This window comes from Candidatus Woesearchaeota archaeon (genome assembly GCA_016180285.1).
In the GTDB taxonomy this organism is placed as follows: domain Archaea; phylum Nanobdellota; class Nanobdellia; order Woesearchaeales; family JACPBO01; genus JACPBO01.
In genome coordinates this window covers 1-13,064 of sequence record JACPBO010000036.1, presented here as the reverse complement: position 1 = coordinate 13,064, position 13,064 = coordinate 1, and the positions used below count along the sequence as shown (strand labels likewise).

19 protein-coding genes are annotated in these 13,064 nt (G+C 38.2%); 12 read left to right on the top strand and 7 right to left on the bottom strand.

What is annotated here, in order from left to right; genetic code table 11:
- Positions 1-23: 23 nt before the first annotated feature.
- Together HYU07_06385 and HYU07_06380 are read left to right on the top strand one after the other, a co-directional pair.
- A complete protein-coding gene (locus HYU07_06385; protein MBI2129836.1) occupies positions 24-365 on the top strand; it encodes a hypothetical protein in 342 nt (113 codons plus the stop codon).
- Positions 352-585 carry a hypothetical protein gene (locus HYU07_06380; GenBank protein ID MBI2129835.1) on the top strand — a complete coding sequence of 78 codons (234 nt, stop codon included), beginning with the start codon at positions 352-354 and terminating at the stop codon, positions 583-585. The genes HYU07_06385 and HYU07_06380 overlap by 14 nt, the downstream gene beginning before the upstream one ends.
- Before the next feature lie 53 nt (positions 586-638).
- Here HYU07_06380 and HYU07_06375 read toward each other — a convergent pair whose 3' ends face one another.
- Together HYU07_06375 and HYU07_06370 are read right to left on the bottom strand one after the other, a co-directional pair.
- Positions 639-1,880, bottom strand: a complete 1,242-nt coding sequence (locus tag HYU07_06375) for a homocitrate synthase (GenBank protein MBI2129834.1) — start codon at positions 1,878-1,880, stop codon at positions 639-641.
- 126 nt (positions 1,881-2,006) lie between these two features.
- Entirely contained in the window at positions 2,007-3,188 is a 1,182-nt protein-coding gene (locus HYU07_06370) for a pyridoxal phosphate-dependent aminotransferase (GenBank protein ID MBI2129833.1), read from the bottom strand.
- 119 nt (positions 3,189-3,307) lie between these two features.
- Between HYU07_06370 and HYU07_06365 the strand changes: the two genes are divergently transcribed.
- Complete coding sequence (locus tag HYU07_06365; GenBank protein ID MBI2129832.1) at positions 3,308-3,802, top strand: hypothetical protein; 495 nt, start codon at positions 3,308-3,310, stop codon at positions 3,800-3,802.
- A 35-nt stretch (positions 3,803-3,837) separates the two neighbouring features.
- Positions 3,838-4,296 carry a hypothetical protein gene (locus tag HYU07_06360; protein ID MBI2129831.1) on the top strand — a complete coding sequence of 153 codons (459 nt, stop codon included), beginning with the start codon at positions 3,838-3,840 and terminating at the stop codon, positions 4,294-4,296.
- A 24-nt stretch (positions 4,297-4,320) separates the two neighbouring features.
- Here the strand turns inward: HYU07_06360 and HYU07_06355 are convergent, their stop codons facing one another.
- Entirely contained in the window at positions 4,321-4,635 is a 315-nt protein-coding gene (locus HYU07_06355) for a hypothetical protein (GenBank protein ID MBI2129830.1), read from the bottom strand.
- Between the two features lie 138 nt (positions 4,636-4,773).
- Between HYU07_06355 and HYU07_06350 the strand changes: the two genes are divergently transcribed.
- The 6 genes from HYU07_06350 to HYU07_06325 all read left to right on the top strand — a co-directional run bounded on the left by HYU07_06350 (position 4,774) and on the right by HYU07_06325 (position 6,733).
- The gene (locus HYU07_06350; GenBank protein MBI2129829.1) at positions 4,774-4,917 is read left to right on the top strand and encodes a hypothetical protein; all 144 of its coding nucleotides are present in this window, start codon (positions 4,774-4,776) and stop codon (positions 4,915-4,917) included.
- 102 nt (positions 4,918-5,019) lie between these two features.
- Positions 5,020-5,529 carry a 30S ribosomal protein S19e gene (locus HYU07_06345; GenBank protein MBI2129828.1) on the top strand — a complete coding sequence of 170 codons (510 nt, stop codon included), beginning with the start codon at positions 5,020-5,022 and terminating at the stop codon, positions 5,527-5,529.
- 2 nt (positions 5,530-5,531) lie between these two features.
- Positions 5,532-5,849 carry a hypothetical protein gene (locus tag HYU07_06340; GenBank protein MBI2129827.1) on the top strand — a complete coding sequence of 106 codons (318 nt, stop codon included), beginning with the start codon at positions 5,532-5,534 and terminating at the stop codon, positions 5,847-5,849.
- 1 nt (position 5,850) lies between these two features.
- On the top strand, positions 5,851-6,024 hold the full coding sequence (locus tag HYU07_06335) for a 50S ribosomal protein L39e (GenBank protein ID MBI2129826.1): 174 nt from the start codon (positions 5,851-5,853) through the stop codon (positions 6,022-6,024).
- Positions 6,025-6,534 (top strand): 60S ribosomal protein L31, encoded by a 510-nt coding sequence (locus tag HYU07_06330; GenBank protein MBI2129825.1) that lies wholly within the window; start codon positions 6,025-6,027, stop codon positions 6,532-6,534.
- Position 6,535: 1 nt separating this feature from the next.
- A complete protein-coding gene (locus HYU07_06325) occupies positions 6,536-6,733 on the top strand; it encodes a 4Fe-4S binding protein (protein ID MBI2129824.1) in 198 nt (65 codons plus the stop codon).
- A gap of 4 nt (positions 6,734-6,737) precedes the next feature.
- On the opposite strand, the gene HYU07_06320 is transcribed toward HYU07_06325, so the two are convergent.
- Positions 6,738-8,579, bottom strand: coding sequence for a phosphoenolpyruvate carboxykinase (GTP) (locus HYU07_06320; GenBank protein ID MBI2129823.1), 1,842 nt, complete (start codon positions 8,577-8,579; stop codon positions 6,738-6,740).
- A 160-nt stretch (positions 8,580-8,739) separates the two neighbouring features.
- Here HYU07_06320 and HYU07_06315 point away from each other — a divergent pair, with 160 nt between their 5' ends.
- The gene (locus HYU07_06315) at positions 8,740-9,243 is read left to right on the top strand and encodes a hypothetical protein (protein MBI2129822.1); all 504 of its coding nucleotides are present in this window, start codon (positions 8,740-8,742) and stop codon (positions 9,241-9,243) included.
- Here the strand turns inward: HYU07_06315 and HYU07_06310 are convergent, their stop codons facing one another.
- Positions 9,244-9,762: a ZPR1 zinc finger domain-containing protein gene (locus HYU07_06310; GenBank protein ID MBI2129821.1), complete on the bottom strand. Its 519-nt coding sequence runs from the start codon at positions 9,760-9,762 to the stop codon at positions 9,244-9,246. It lies immediately after the preceding gene.
- A 109-nt stretch (positions 9,763-9,871) separates the two neighbouring features.
- Positions 9,872-10,282 (bottom strand): cell division protein SepF, encoded by a 411-nt coding sequence (locus tag HYU07_06305; GenBank protein ID MBI2129820.1) that lies wholly within the window; start codon positions 10,280-10,282, stop codon positions 9,872-9,874.
- 121 nt (positions 10,283-10,403) lie between these two features.
- On the opposite strand from HYU07_06305, the gene HYU07_06300 reads away from it, so the two are divergent.
- Positions 10,404-12,488: an AAA family ATPase gene (locus tag HYU07_06300; GenBank protein ID MBI2129819.1), complete on the top strand. Its 2,085-nt coding sequence runs from the start codon at positions 10,404-10,406 to the stop codon at positions 12,486-12,488.
- A 73-nt stretch (positions 12,489-12,561) separates the two neighbouring features.
- On the opposite strand, the gene HYU07_06295 is transcribed toward HYU07_06300, so the two are convergent.
- On the bottom strand, positions 12,562-13,064 hold a 503-nt coding region (locus tag HYU07_06295; protein ID MBI2129818.1), incomplete at its 5' end, for a hypothetical protein.

Below are 13,064 nucleotides of genomic sequence, written 5' to 3'. Positions count from 1 at the left end.
ATATGTATAAATAAGTATCTAAAATGAAGTTTATACTGACTAAAAAAGATATTGTTGCATTGAACCAGAAATTTGCAGATGGCGCTTTTCATAATGAAGCCAGTTTGGATTTTGCATTGAGTTATTCCAGAAAAAATGAGAATTGGACAAAGGCATTGGCTTGGCTGGCGAGGGCAATACTGATTGACCATGTCTTTGAGGAAGGAAACAAAAGGACAACTGCGTTGCTGATAAAAAGCTATGCAGAGTATGAAGGCTATGAAACTTATGATGATAAAATTGCAAAGCTAATCAAAGAAATGCTCTTAAAAAATATATCGGGCATTGTAAAAATCGAGGAGATGATAAAAGATGCGATCAAATAAATTTTTGAAAATTGCGGATGAAATCGCAAAGAAAGACTCCGCATTATTTGAAACTCTGCAGGAATTTGAAAAAACAAAGAGAATAAGAACAAAAACAAGGCTCAATTTTACAGTGGATAAGTCAATAGCTTCAAGATTCAAGAAATTTTGCAGGGAAAAAGGCTATAACATGAGCGCGAAAATTGAGCAGGCTATGAGAGAGGTAACAGGAAAGGAATAAAACTGAAACAAGGAAAAGTTAGAATGGTTAATCACGAAATGATCTTTGGCGCTTTATTGCTTTGGCGGCGACACGATCATGATTTTCCGAGCAATATCTGGGTGGTTGGCAATAAACCTGAGCTCTTCTTCCACCAGAGGCTTCTGGTTATGCACATTGGCATATCTTGCTAATTCCAAGATATTAGCTGCTTCTGCATCATCTTTAAAAGTAATCTCTAATTTATCATAAACGTTTCTGAACCCCTTTATTCCCGAATATTCGCCTACAGTAATCTCCCTTCCTGTTTCAATGATCTCTGGTTCGCCTCTACCTAATGCTTCAAAGTCATAGAGCTCATAATTACGCCTGTCTTTTAAAGCGCCATCTGCATGAATGCCTGATTCGTGAGCAAAGGCATTCGCACCTATGCCTGGCTGATTTATAGGTATAGGCACACCAAAGGCATAAGAAGCATATTTGCAGAGCTTCCAAGCAACTTTTAGATTAATCCTTTCATCCAGAATATATCTGCCCATTAGCCCGCTTCCATATTTCAGCGCCAATATAACGGATATCAAATCTGCATTGCCTGCCCGTTCCCCTATTCCATTTACGCAGGTATTTACATAAGCATCAACGCCTGCATCGTTTGCCGCCATTGCCCCTGCTGCGGAATTTGCCGCTGCCATCCCTAAATCATTGTGGCAATGGATTTCAATGGGTATTTTTATGGCTTCAGCGAGTTTCTTAATTCGTTCGTATATTGTAAAAGGGCTGTCAAACCCCAATGTATCGCAATATCGAAATCTATCCGCCCCTGCTTCTTTCGCTGCCAAAGCAAAAGAAAGAAGGTAATCCATATTTGTCCGCGACGCATCTTCAGCATTAACCCCGACAGTTTTCGCGCCTAACTTTTTGGCCATTTTTGCTGCATTCGTCATTTCTTTTATTATTGAGCCGCGATCTAATTTTCCCTTGAATTTATGCAGTATCATTTGGTCTGAAGTTGAGATTGAAAGATTAAGATGCTGTATCTTGGGAACCAATTTGAATGCTAATTTTACGTCCTCTTCAATTGCCCTGATCCAGCCGCTAAGGCGAATTGGGGATAAAATGCCTGCTTTGGCCAATTCCAAATTGGCGTTGAGGTAATTTGTTTCGTGATGCGTTATGGGAAATCCAAACTCGCTTTGAAATACGCCCATCTCATTCAGATAAAGGTTAATCATGGTTTTTTGCAGCTTTGACAGGCATATTCTTGAAGTTTGCACTCCATCCCTGTTGGTTACGTCAATTATATAGATTTTGGGCATATTTCCTCGTTAAAATGTCGGAATTTTCCATCCAGTTTATGACTGGTGGTGTGCGTTTGTGCATTGGCTTCAGGAAAATTCCGAGCATGCTCAAGAACCACCTGATGCAATGATCGTAGCAACATTTCACCCATTTCTGATTGGTGGTTCTTGACAGATCTTGTCAATGAATTCTCCTATCCTGTCCATTCCTTTCTTTATATCATCCATTGAAGTTGCATAGCTCAGCCTTACGTGCCTGTCTGATCCAAATGCAATTCCTGGCACAACAGCAACCTTTGCTTCATCCAGCAATCTGTTTGAAAAGTCCAGCGAGCTTAACTTTGTTTTGCTTATGTCCGGGAAGCAATAAAAAGCGCCTTCAGGAAGGTTGCAGCTGATCCCTTTTATCTGGTTCAATCTTTCAGTCATGTACTTTCTTCTTTTATCGAATTCTTCAACCATAATTTTAACTGAATCCTGCGGCCCATTCAAAGCTTCTAACGCTGCTTTCTGCGCAACTGATGTCGGGTTTGATGTTGTATGGCTCTGTAGACTGTCCATTGCATTTATTATTTCTTTTGGCCCTGCGCAATAGCCTATCCGCCAGCCTGTCATTGAATAAGTTTTTGAAACAGCATTGACAGTTATTGTAAGAGCTTTTATTTGATCATTCAAGGATGCTATTGAAAACTGCTTTTTCCAGTCATAAATAAAAAATTCATAAACCTCATCTGAGATCACATAAATGTTATTTTTTACAGCTAAATCTGCAATCTTAACTAATTCTTCCTCGTCAATTACTGCTCCTGTCGGGTTGCTTGGGGAGGTTAAAATGATTAATTTTGTTTTTTTATTTATCTTTTTGGATATTCTGTCAGCTGTTATCTTAAATCTTTTATCTGTTTTCACAAAAACAGGCTTTGCCTCTGCCAGTTTAATCTGCTCTTCATAGCTCACCCAATAAGGAGTCGGAAGAATTACTTTATCGCCCTTGTTTAATAGAACTTGCATAATATTATATAATGTGTGCTTTCCGCCGCAGCTTATCAGTATTTCAGAAGGATCATAAGTTAAATTATTGTCCCTTTTCAATTTTGCAGCAACTGCCTGCTTTAATTCAATTATCCCGCCGGAAGGAGTGTAGCCTGTAAAATTATCATTTATTGCCTTTATTGCAGCATGTTTTATATTGTCGGGAGTGGGAAAATCCGGCTGCCCAGCTCCGAAAACAACTATGTCCTCGCCATTCTTTTTGAGCTGCTTTGCCTTTGCGTCTATTGCCAAAGTTGCAGATGGCGCAATGTTTAGTGCGCGTTTTGCCAGCATTTTAATTGGCAGTTTTAGGCTATTTATAATCTTTTTCATAATTTTAACGAGTTTCGTAATTATAAAAGCGAATAGTTTATAAGCCTTAAAGTAATATTAAATATTTAAAGGTGGCCGATATGGTTGAATTTAAAAGATATCAAAAAGAAGATGCCGGTGAATTTTTGCTCTTATGCAAAAAGGCATATCCTGCGCATAATGTGTTTTATAAATCGCTGGAAGAAATAAAAAAATATTTAGATAGAAAAGACAGAGAGAATTCTGAGCTGGGAGGGGTTTTCTTTGCATATGATAAAAACAAAGTTGTTGGCGGGGCTTTGCTGAAGATAGAGGAAAGAACTATTGATAATAAGCATATAAGATTCAAATACAACCATGTTGTCGGCAAGGACGAGAATATTAAAAAAGAGATCATGGATTTTTTAGATTCAAAAATAAGAGAGCATATTAAAGATGGCAAAATAAAAACTGCAAAAATCGAAGCGGTGCTGTCTGAAAATGAATCTGATCTGGAATTCTACAAAAAGAACGGCTTCAAAATAGAAGGGGAGCTTGCAAGCCATTACAGGCCCGATGAAAAGGCATATATTCTTGGGAAAGAAATAACAAAATAAAAACCTTTAAATAAGATGGCGTTTTTATTTAATCCATGGACTTCGAAATTGTAAATAAAATCAACAATCTTGCAAAAGAGCTTCTGAGAACAGGATCTGCTGAGTCTGCTGAAGACGCCTACGAGCAGGCAAAGAGAATTGTCGGCGGATCAGAAGGCGAAGAGATAAAGGAGGAAGTAAAGCCTGATGATGAAGGATTCACATTTCTGAGAACAAGAATGAACGAATACAATCAGAAGATGGAAAGGGAGATCAGCAGCTTAAATGCGAAGCTGAGCAGCATTGTTGATGACATTGAAAAATTAAGGCAGGATGTAGCTTCATTGAATAAAGATATTGAAGTGAAAAAGCAGGAAAAAACTGCTGAAAAACCAGAGCAGGAAATAAGAATCGAGCCAAAGAAAAATATGAAGCAGATGATAAAAGGCCAGGAAATCAGTTTTTCTCCGAATGAGGTCGCTGTTGACAAAGTGTTTTATTTTGGGAAAAAATAAAGGTTTTATTGAGTTGGACAAAAGCTAATCAAAACCTATCTTTTTTGTTATTTTAACCATATATTTGGAATCGTTTTGAAAGTATTCTGCTATTTTCTCCATATTTATTCCATAATATGCTGCTCCAAACAAGCCTTTTTTAGGAACAAAGAACAAGAAATTGGCATTTTCCAAGTCTCTTAAACCTTTACGCACTTCATCAACTGGCGCATCAGGAGGCAAAGTCTCATTAAAACTTTTAACAGGAGCGTCATAAGATATTTTCTCCAGATCCTCTAAATAAATAAGTTCTGCTATTGCAGCTCCCAGATCTGATAATTTAAACTCAGTTGCTTTCATAAAACTCTCACCCACGTATTGTTACCACTTTGAAAAAGACACTAATATAAAAACATATCGGTATCTATGCACCATATACCAAAAATTTATATAGCCGGGAATATATGCGACTATATATGTATTTTTGTTGGGGTAAAAATGGGAGAGCTTGATCCTGAACTGGATGAAAGAGAAGTAGTTGTTGAGCCTATTTATTACTGCGGAAAATGCAACACGCAGATGAAAAAGACAGGCGCCAGCACATATAAATGCCCTGAATGCGGAGAGGCCTACAGGGAATAAACGATAGCTTTTTAAATAAACTCCTATTCTTTTGTTCTAAGCTAATAATTAGCTGCTCTAGCACCGCAAGGTGCGAAATGGTTAATATCAATCATGATCAAAATGGCAACAATATTCGATATAGACTCGCAAAAATTAATTGAAAAAGCAAGCGAAGAGCTTAAGAAAGTGCAGGCTATACAGCCTCCGGAATGGGCAATATTTGTGAAGACAGGCATGCATAAAGAAAGGCCTCCTATAAACCCGGACTGGTGGTATGTGAGGGCGGCATCTGTGCTCAGGAAGATATATTTAAGAGGCCCAATCGGCGTATCAAAGCTAAGGACATTATACGGCGGAAAAAAGAACAGAGGACATAAGCCAGAGCATTTTTACAAAGGCTCAGGCAATATTATAAGAAAGATTCTGCAGCAGCTTACGAAAGCAGGCTTTGTCAAGGAAGAAAAAAAAGGGCTTCATAAAGGCAGGGTAATGACAAAAGAGGGAAAGGCATTTTTAAACAAGATTTCGATTATGATTGGCGGAAAGGCTGCTGAAGAAAAGCCTGCTGAAGCTCATAAAGAAAAAATAACAGAACAGCCTACAGAAGCAGATAAAACAGGAAAATCCTGAAAATGGACAATGGGCTTGAAGAAATAAGAAAAAGAAAAATAGAATTGCTGCAGCAAACACAAAAACAGGCTGAGGAAGAAAATCAGCTTAAAACGCAAATACAGCAGCTTGAAGAGATTGTAAGACGAGCGCTTACAAAGGAGGCATTGCAGCGCTATGGAAATTTGAAGACAGCGCATCCGGAAAAAGCAGTGCAGCTGCTCGTTGTGGTTGCGAACGCAATACAAATGCAGAACATAAAGAAAATTGATGATAATCAGCTGAAAGAGATTTTGATGATGATGGACAAAAAGCACGAAACAAAAATAAGGTTCAGGTAAAATGGCAAGATACAAGCATCCAAGCAGAAAGCAAAGACTGGCGAAACTGCACAGGCAGACAAGATGGGCGCCATTTTGGACAGTGCCGAAGATCTACGGGAAAGGAAGAAAGGTGCATCCAGGCAGGCATACTGCTGTCAAAAGAAGCTGGAGAAGAATAAAGACAAAGGCATAAATGGCAAAAAAAGAAGATACAAAAATAATCCTTGAAAGAACCTATAATGTTCCGCTGAGAAAGAGAGTTCAATTCAGCCCAAGGCATAAAAGGGCTAAAAAGGCAGTAAATGTTCTCAGAGATTTCCTGAAGAAGCACATGAAAGCGAGTGAAATTAGAATAGGAAAATACGCAAATCTTGAGATCTGGAAGCACGGCATCAAGAATGTTCCGCATCACATAAAAGTTGATGCCAGAAAAGACGATAAAGGCATGGTTTTTGCAGAATTGGCAGGGGCTCCTGCTGAGAAAAAGGCTGAAGTAAAGAAAACAGATGTGAAAAAAGAAGGGAAGATAATAGAAGAGGCCAAATCAGAAAAAGAAACTCCTTCTGCAAAGAAAGATGAAGTTCCAAAAGATGTTCAAATAGAAAAAGAAGAATTAAAAGAGCTGAAAAAAGATCCTCCCAAAGTCCCAAAAGAAGCTAAATCTAAGATTGTTAAAAGCAAGGAAACAAGCGCGATCAAGTAAGATGCCAAAAATAACAGTAACAATAAGCGCTGAGAAATGCGACAACTGCCTGAAATGCATTGAAATATGCCCTATGGAAGTTTTCGGCAAGGATGAAAAGAATAAAGCGTTTATTCTGAAAGAAAAGGAATGCATTGCCTGCAATGCCTGCGTTGTACAGTGCCCGAAGGCGGCGATAAAGGTTGAAGAAGAAAAATAATTATTTATTCAAAATCAAAAGGAGATATGTCTTCTTTTCCGAATTTCTCTTTCGCTTCCATCAGTCTTTTCTGCTCTTGGTGAAGATGCTCTAAGAACAGAGTAGGGAGATCGCTTTCTTCCTTGTACACGGCTTCCATTCTGCCGAGTTTCTCAAGTAATTTTGCAGTTCTTATTGTAAACTGCTTTTCATATTCTTCTTCTTTATAATCTTTGTTAAAAATATCTCTGAATAACTTCTTTAAATCATCGTATTTTGGAATAAAGCCGACAGGCGTTTCAATGGCTTCAAGCTCATTATTGACCCTTCCTTCCATCCACATAAGCCAGACTTTCTTGTCAAGCTTTGAATTAAGAAAGTTTCCGTTCTCTTTCAGGAAATAATTTGTATGAAAAATCCTTGGCTGTTTGTCCAGCCTGTCTCCAAAAGCAAGATGGTTTTTGATGTAAAGCCCCAGAGGAACAACCAGGAAATCAATATTGGCCATCGGATCATGGGTTCTCACTCCTACTTTGCCGATTGTGGCAGTTGTTGTTTCAGATTCAACTACAGCCCCGACATAAACGCCATGGCCCCAGCTTAAAGATTCGAAGACAGGCACAGTTGTATCTGAATCACGGCCTCCGTAAATAAATCCTGAAATCGGAACACCGTTGGGATCATCAGATTTGGGATCGGCATTGTCAAGATCATTAATTCTTATTGTATAGCGGGCATTTTTATGGGCAGGGTCTATTGCATTACCGTCTTTATCTTTCTTGCCTTCATGCCAGTCTCCAGAAAAATTAATCCCTGTTTTAGGCAGTTCTTTTCCAATTCCGAGCCAGTAAGGAACATCATCGGCAATAAGAACATTGGAGAATATTAATTCCCTCTGTGTTGTTAATGCTTTGTAGATCACAGGATCATCATTTGGGTTTATGTCCTGTATAATTCCAAAAATGCCCTGTTCAACATTAACAGCATAGGCCTGGCCGTTATCTCCTGCTTTGATGTATGCTATATCATCTCCTATTATTGTCTGCCCAGCTATCATTGCAGTAGAAGTTTTGCCGCATGCTGAAGGAAAAGCTCCTGTAAAATACGTTACTCTGGCCTTGCCTGAAGGATGGACGCCCACAATAAGCATGTGCTCGCACAGCCAGTCCTCTTGGCTTGCTTTATTTATTCCCAATCGCAAAGCCAATTTCTTCAAGCCAACACTGTTTCCCGCATATTGGTTGTTAACTGTAAACACTTTATTCTCATGAAGGTCCATGTATATTCTTCTTCTATCAATATTCTTTGAATTGCCCCTCTCATCCAGCTCACCTGCAGAATGAATGAAACAAAAAAATTTTTTTGATCCATTCAGCCTCTTAAATTCTTCATAACCTCTCCTATAAAGAATCGTCTCGCTGTGCACAACATATGCAGAATCCGTTACTTGCAATGCCGGAATTGAAAATCTTGAATTATTCGGGCCTAAACAAAAAAAGCATACAAACATTTCCTTGCCTTCCATAATCCCTTCAAGGAATCCCATCACCTCATTCAAGCCTTCATCCCTGTCTTTCCATTCAAGAAATTTGCTTGCTTTTGCGCCTTTTGGCAATAAAACCCTTGTATTTTTCTTATCTCTTCCCTGATCATAAAATCCATCAAAATGAACAGTATGCCCATCCATTGCAAGCTGAAGTTCTTCTTTATTTTTTATTGTCAGCTCTTTAACATAATCGCAGTCTTCTTCTGAATCAGTCAGCACAGTAACCTTGCCAGGCCTGCATAAATCAACATATTTTTCAACTATTTCAATAACATGCTGGTTCTTCAATTCCAGCAGTTTTGCAAGATTCTTTTCATCCAGAATGGTTTTATTGATATTCACATTGACCGCTGTTTTAATTTTGCAGCCCTTTATAAATATTTTGTGAGAGATGTACGAAATTCGGCAACTTGGAATGTTACTATTCTAAAATAGAAAGTTTTATATAGATTTGCATCATTTCAAAAAGCCAGAGGGTTTGATGAAAAAAAATCACACAAGCCTGGAAAATGTAAATTATACGGATCAGATAGATCTGCTTAAGAAATATTTCTCAAAAGAGCAGATTGGAGTGACAATAATGTCTGCTCTGCAGAAAGAAGTTCCTAGGGAAACAGGAAGCAATTTCATGGAATACAGAAGGGCGTGCGCAAAAAATTTAAAAGCACGCCTGAATGAAGCAATCTCCGAGACACGGCGCAGTGATTTTGACAGCAGCAAATTTTACAATACAGTACTTACGCAAGTAGAGCACAATAGCAGACCAGTACCAAAATTTAAAACGGATAATGAGTGCCTTTATTCGGCATTGTATAACCTGAGCCTGAAAAAAGGCTGGCTTAAAGATGATAGAGTTGTTGATTTGATTCTGAATGCCCAGCCAAATAAGGCAGATAAAAATGTTGTAACGCAGTATAACAACACAATCAATGATTTGGCTGCCAAATATTATGGAGATTTAGAAAGAAAAATAAATGCAGCATAACTAAATTTTTAACTTAACAATTTTCGCTTTCTCAGAAATAATTGCGCTGTTACCAGTAGGATCTTCAACAGTCAGCACAGCCTTCTCCTGCCCCCACATTATTCTTGTAAGCTTCTTTAACAGATTTTTTGCCTTTTTCCTATCTTCTTCATCTTCTGCATCATTCTTCAAGCCTTCAATCTGCTCCTTAAACCTTGTCAGGATACCTTCAACATTTGTGACATCTCCATTTGAATCAGGGCCAGGCTCGATAGAGCCGATGTAAGGCACTTTAACAGTTGCTTCAGAGCTTTTCACAACTCTTATTTTCATATCATTCTCAGAAGCAATTTCGAGAGTATAGCGCGCAGGGTCTTTCTTTTCCGCGCATTCAACATCTGCCTTGTGGTATTTGCACGAGCTGCACACCATTGCAAAAATAAAAACTTTTCCGAAGTATGGGACTTCCTTTTCATCTTCAGTAAGGGTCAGGTTATTGGTGCCGCATATCGGGCATGTCTGCTTTTCTAATTTGTCCATAAGAATTTATTTTGGTTATAAGTTTATAAAAGTTTCTATTTATTTTTTAAATTATTTTTTATTGAAAATTTTAGAAATAATAATAAAAAACAAAATAAAGAATTAAACCCTATTCTTCCCCTTCAGGCTCTTCAGCAACATCGGCAGTCGCCTTTGTCCTGTAGATCTTTGCAAATGACGGCGTAACAACAATATAGTCATCGCCGAACCCTGCAATATCACCTTCAATTGCATCGCATGTCTTCTTTAGCTTGTTTATGGCTCTTTTTAGTTCCACAAGGTCCTTCTCTTTCAATGGCCTTATATTCACCAATGCGATTGTAGCTCCTTCCCTTAAGGAATCAAGAACTTCTTTGATATCAGCAAAATCTTCAATGACAAACGGCCTTACTGTGATCTTGGTCTTTATGTCAGCGCCAGCGCCGGTGTCAAGCTCAACATACTCTTCCTCGCCTTCTTCAGGAAAATCCTCGTCAGAACCGCCCAATTTTCTCTTCAAATTCGAAAAAAAACCAGCCATTTTCTCCTCCTCTTATTTAATTGATTGTAAATTATGTTATTCACCCAAATACTATGCCGATATTTAAACTTTTCGGATTTAACACTCAAAAATAGAAAACATTTTAAACCTATGAACAATTATGCTGTTCAGGGGCAAAATGATTCTTAGCTCAATAAGGCTGAACAACATAAGAAGCTATACAGATGAAAAGATAGATTTCCCGGAAGGATCTGTCCTGTTAAGCGGCGATATCGGAAGCGGAAAGACAACAATCTTGCTTGCAGTGGAGTTTGCTCTATTCGGCATAATGAGGCCCATGCTTACTGGCAATTCATTGCTGAGGCATGGAAAAAAGGAAGGCAGCGTTGAATTAAGATTTTATCTTGACAACAGGGAAATAATAATCAAGAGAAACTTAAAAAGAAAATCAGGCGATGATATTGGCCAGGAAAGCGGCTATATAATAGTTGACGGGAGGAAAAAAGAGGGCACTGCTGTCGAACTGAAGAATGATGTCTTAAACCTGCTCGGCTATCCTTCTGAATTATTGACGAAAAGCAAGTCGCTTGTTTACAGGTACACTGTTTACACCCCGCAGGAAGAGATGAAGCAGATTCTCTTTGAAGAAGATGAGGCAAGGCTCGACACTTTAAGAAGGGTTTTCGGAATTGACAAGTACAAGAGAATAAGGGAGAATTCCGAGATTTATATAAGGGAGCTTAAGGAAAAAAGGAAGGAGATAGAGGGCTTCATTCTTGATTTAGAGGAAAAAAAATCCCAGAAAAAAGAGAGAGAGCATGATCTGAAAGAAATTGCGATAAAAATCGATGAGATAAAGCCAAGGATCATCGAAATAAAAGCAGAATTAAAAAATAAGAAGAAAGACATTGAAAAAATAGAGCAGGATATTAAAAAGCTGAATGACCTGAAAAAAGAATTCGAAGTTTGCAGGATAAATATTTTGAATAAAGCAAGCTTGAATGAAAGGAATAAGGCTGAAATAAAGGAGCTTGAAAAAAGAATTGAAAAGCTTGAGGCTGAGCTGAAAGGCAAAAAAGACTCAAATATCGCAGATGTGAACAAAAAGCTGGAAGAGCTGGAAAATTCAATTGATTTCATGGAGAACACAGCTGCTGAGATTGATGCAAGGATAAATGACCTGAAATCAAGCATTAAAAGCTCAAATGAAATTAAAGTAAAGTTTTCTAAAATGAACGAATGCCCGCTGTGCAGGCAGAAAGTAGAGCATGGCCATAAAATGAAAATTCTTATTGAAGAAGACGGAAAAATAAAAGGCCACGATGAAAGATTGAAATTATTTTCAGAACAGGGCGAGGAAGCAAGGAAAAAACTGGACGAATTGAAGAAAGACCACAAGCTGCTTATTGAGCAGAAAAGCGAATTGAACTTAATTCTGCTGAAAATCAGGGATCTGGAAGAGAAAACCAGGCTTAAAAACAAGCTCTGCAGCGAGTGCGAGGAAATCAAGAAAGATATTGGCGGCCTTAATGTTAAAAAATCTGAACTGGAGAATGAAATTTCGAAGTTCGGCGATGCAGAAAAAGAATATTTAAGATTCAGAAAAGAGCTTGATGCAATTGCCGGAAAAGAGAGGGAAGTTGAATTAGAAAATAACTCTTTATTGAGGGATAAAGAAAATATTCTGAAATTAATGAAAGCCATTGATGAAGAAATAGGCAGGAAAGAAAAGGCAAAAGAAAAGCTGGCTTATTTAAGGGATATGCAGGAATGGCTGCAGGAAGGATTCCAGAACCTCATGAATGTCATGGAGAAGCATGTCATGGCATCAGTTTATCATGAATTCAATGAATTGTTCCAGAACTGGTTTAATGTGCTGATTGAAGATGAAGCCCTTAATGTAAGGCTTGATGATGTTTTCAATCCGGTTATTGCGCAGAACGGCTACGAGACAATAATAGAGAATTTAAGCGGAGGGGAGAAGACTTCGCTTGCGCTTGCGTACAGGCTTGCATTGAACAAGGTCATCAATGACCTGATATCGCAGATAAGGACAAAAGATTTAATAATACTTGATGAGCCCACTGACGGATTCAGCGAAACCCAGCTTGACAAGATCAGGGATGTGCTGGATCAGCTGAATGTGAAGCAGGCGATCATTGTTTCGCATGAGAGCAAGATCGAGAGCTTTGTTGACAATGTGATAAAGATCAGGAAAGAAGGGCATGAAAGCCATGCTGATTGAATAAACGCTGTCGGCAGTATAGTTTTAGTTTAGGGGGCATGATAGGAGTTTTAGGCTTTTTGGAAAAAGAAGATTAAAATCCACCTGGTCCAAAGATATTGTCATTGCTTTTTAATTTTCTGATAAGCTTTTTAGCTGAAATTTTCTCTCCGTATATATACTTAGTTTCATTCCCTTCTTTTGAATCTAAATAAACATCTAATTCTGGAAAAAAGATTATCCTACGATCATTCACATCTCTACTGGTTAAATCTTGTTCATGAAGAACCTCTACTGCTCCAAAATCCTGATACTCACAAAGCATATTAACCATTTTGTTCATATCAGAATGTTTAAGGGAAGACTCACGAAAGCCTGCTCTAAGTCTCCTGCCTCTTCTTTGTTTTATCGTTTCAATAGCTACTGCTGGAGAAACTCTCCTTAACTTGCTTGCCTTTTCTAAAGTAGATAACTCTCTTCTTGCCACTTCTGCCTTGGTTAAAAGGGATTCTAAGCATCCAAGACTAATCTCTTTAACCCTTGGCGAATTTGCTTTAATCAAATTTTTATTCTCAGGATAGAAGTTATTAGCCCAGT

Excerpts from the sequence above, each read along its gene's own strand:
- HYU07_06340 (MBI2129827.1), top strand. The coding sequence starts at position 5,532 with ATGGACAATGGGCTTGAAGAAATAAGAAAAAGAAAAATAGAATTGCTG.
- HYU07_06380 (MBI2129835.1), top strand. The coding sequence starts at position 352 with ATGCGATCAAATAAATTTTTGAAAATTGCGGATGAAATCGCAAAGAAA.
- HYU07_06310 (MBI2129821.1), bottom strand. The coding sequence starts at position 9,762 with ATGGACAAATTAGAAAAGCAGACATGCCCGATATGCGGCACCAATAAC.
- HYU07_06330 (MBI2129825.1), top strand. The coding sequence starts at position 6,025 with ATGGCAAAAAAAGAAGATACAAAAATAATCCTTGAAAGAACCTATAAT.
- HYU07_06385 (MBI2129836.1), top strand. The coding sequence starts at position 24 with ATGAAGTTTATACTGACTAAAAAAGATATTGTTGCATTGAACCAGAAA.
- HYU07_06335 (MBI2129826.1), top strand. The coding sequence starts at position 5,851 with ATGGCAAGATACAAGCATCCAAGCAGAAAGCAAAGACTGGCGAAACTG.
- HYU07_06305 (MBI2129820.1), bottom strand. The coding sequence starts at position 10,282 with ATGGCTGGTTTTTTTTCGAATTTGAAGAGAAAATTGGGCGGTTCTGAC.
- HYU07_06325 (MBI2129824.1), top strand. The coding sequence starts at position 6,536 with ATGCCAAAAATAACAGTAACAATAAGCGCTGAGAAATGCGACAACTGC.
- HYU07_06350 (MBI2129829.1), top strand. The coding sequence starts at position 4,774 with ATGGGAGAGCTTGATCCTGAACTGGATGAAAGAGAAGTAGTTGTTGAG.
- HYU07_06300 (MBI2129819.1), top strand. The coding sequence starts at position 10,404 with ATGCTGTTCAGGGGCAAAATGATTCTTAGCTCAATAAGGCTGAACAAC.
- HYU07_06360 (MBI2129831.1), top strand. The coding sequence starts at position 3,838 with ATGGACTTCGAAATTGTAAATAAAATCAACAATCTTGCAAAAGAGCTT.
- HYU07_06355 (MBI2129830.1), bottom strand. The coding sequence starts at position 4,635 with ATGAAAGCAACTGAGTTTAAATTATCAGATCTGGGAGCTGCAATAGCA.
- HYU07_06375 (MBI2129834.1), bottom strand. The coding sequence starts at position 1,880 with ATGCCCAAAATCTATATAATTGACGTAACCAACAGGGATGGAGTGCAA.
- HYU07_06370 (MBI2129833.1), bottom strand. The coding sequence starts at position 3,188 with ATGCTGGCAAAACGCGCACTAAACATTGCGCCATCTGCAACTTTGGCA.
- HYU07_06315 (MBI2129822.1), top strand. The coding sequence starts at position 8,740 with ATGAAAAAAAATCACACAAGCCTGGAAAATGTAAATTATACGGATCAG.
- HYU07_06345 (MBI2129828.1), top strand. The coding sequence starts at position 5,020 with ATGGCAACAATATTCGATATAGACTCGCAAAAATTAATTGAAAAAGCA.
- HYU07_06365 (MBI2129832.1), top strand. The coding sequence starts at position 3,308 with ATGGTTGAATTTAAAAGATATCAAAAAGAAGATGCCGGTGAATTTTTG.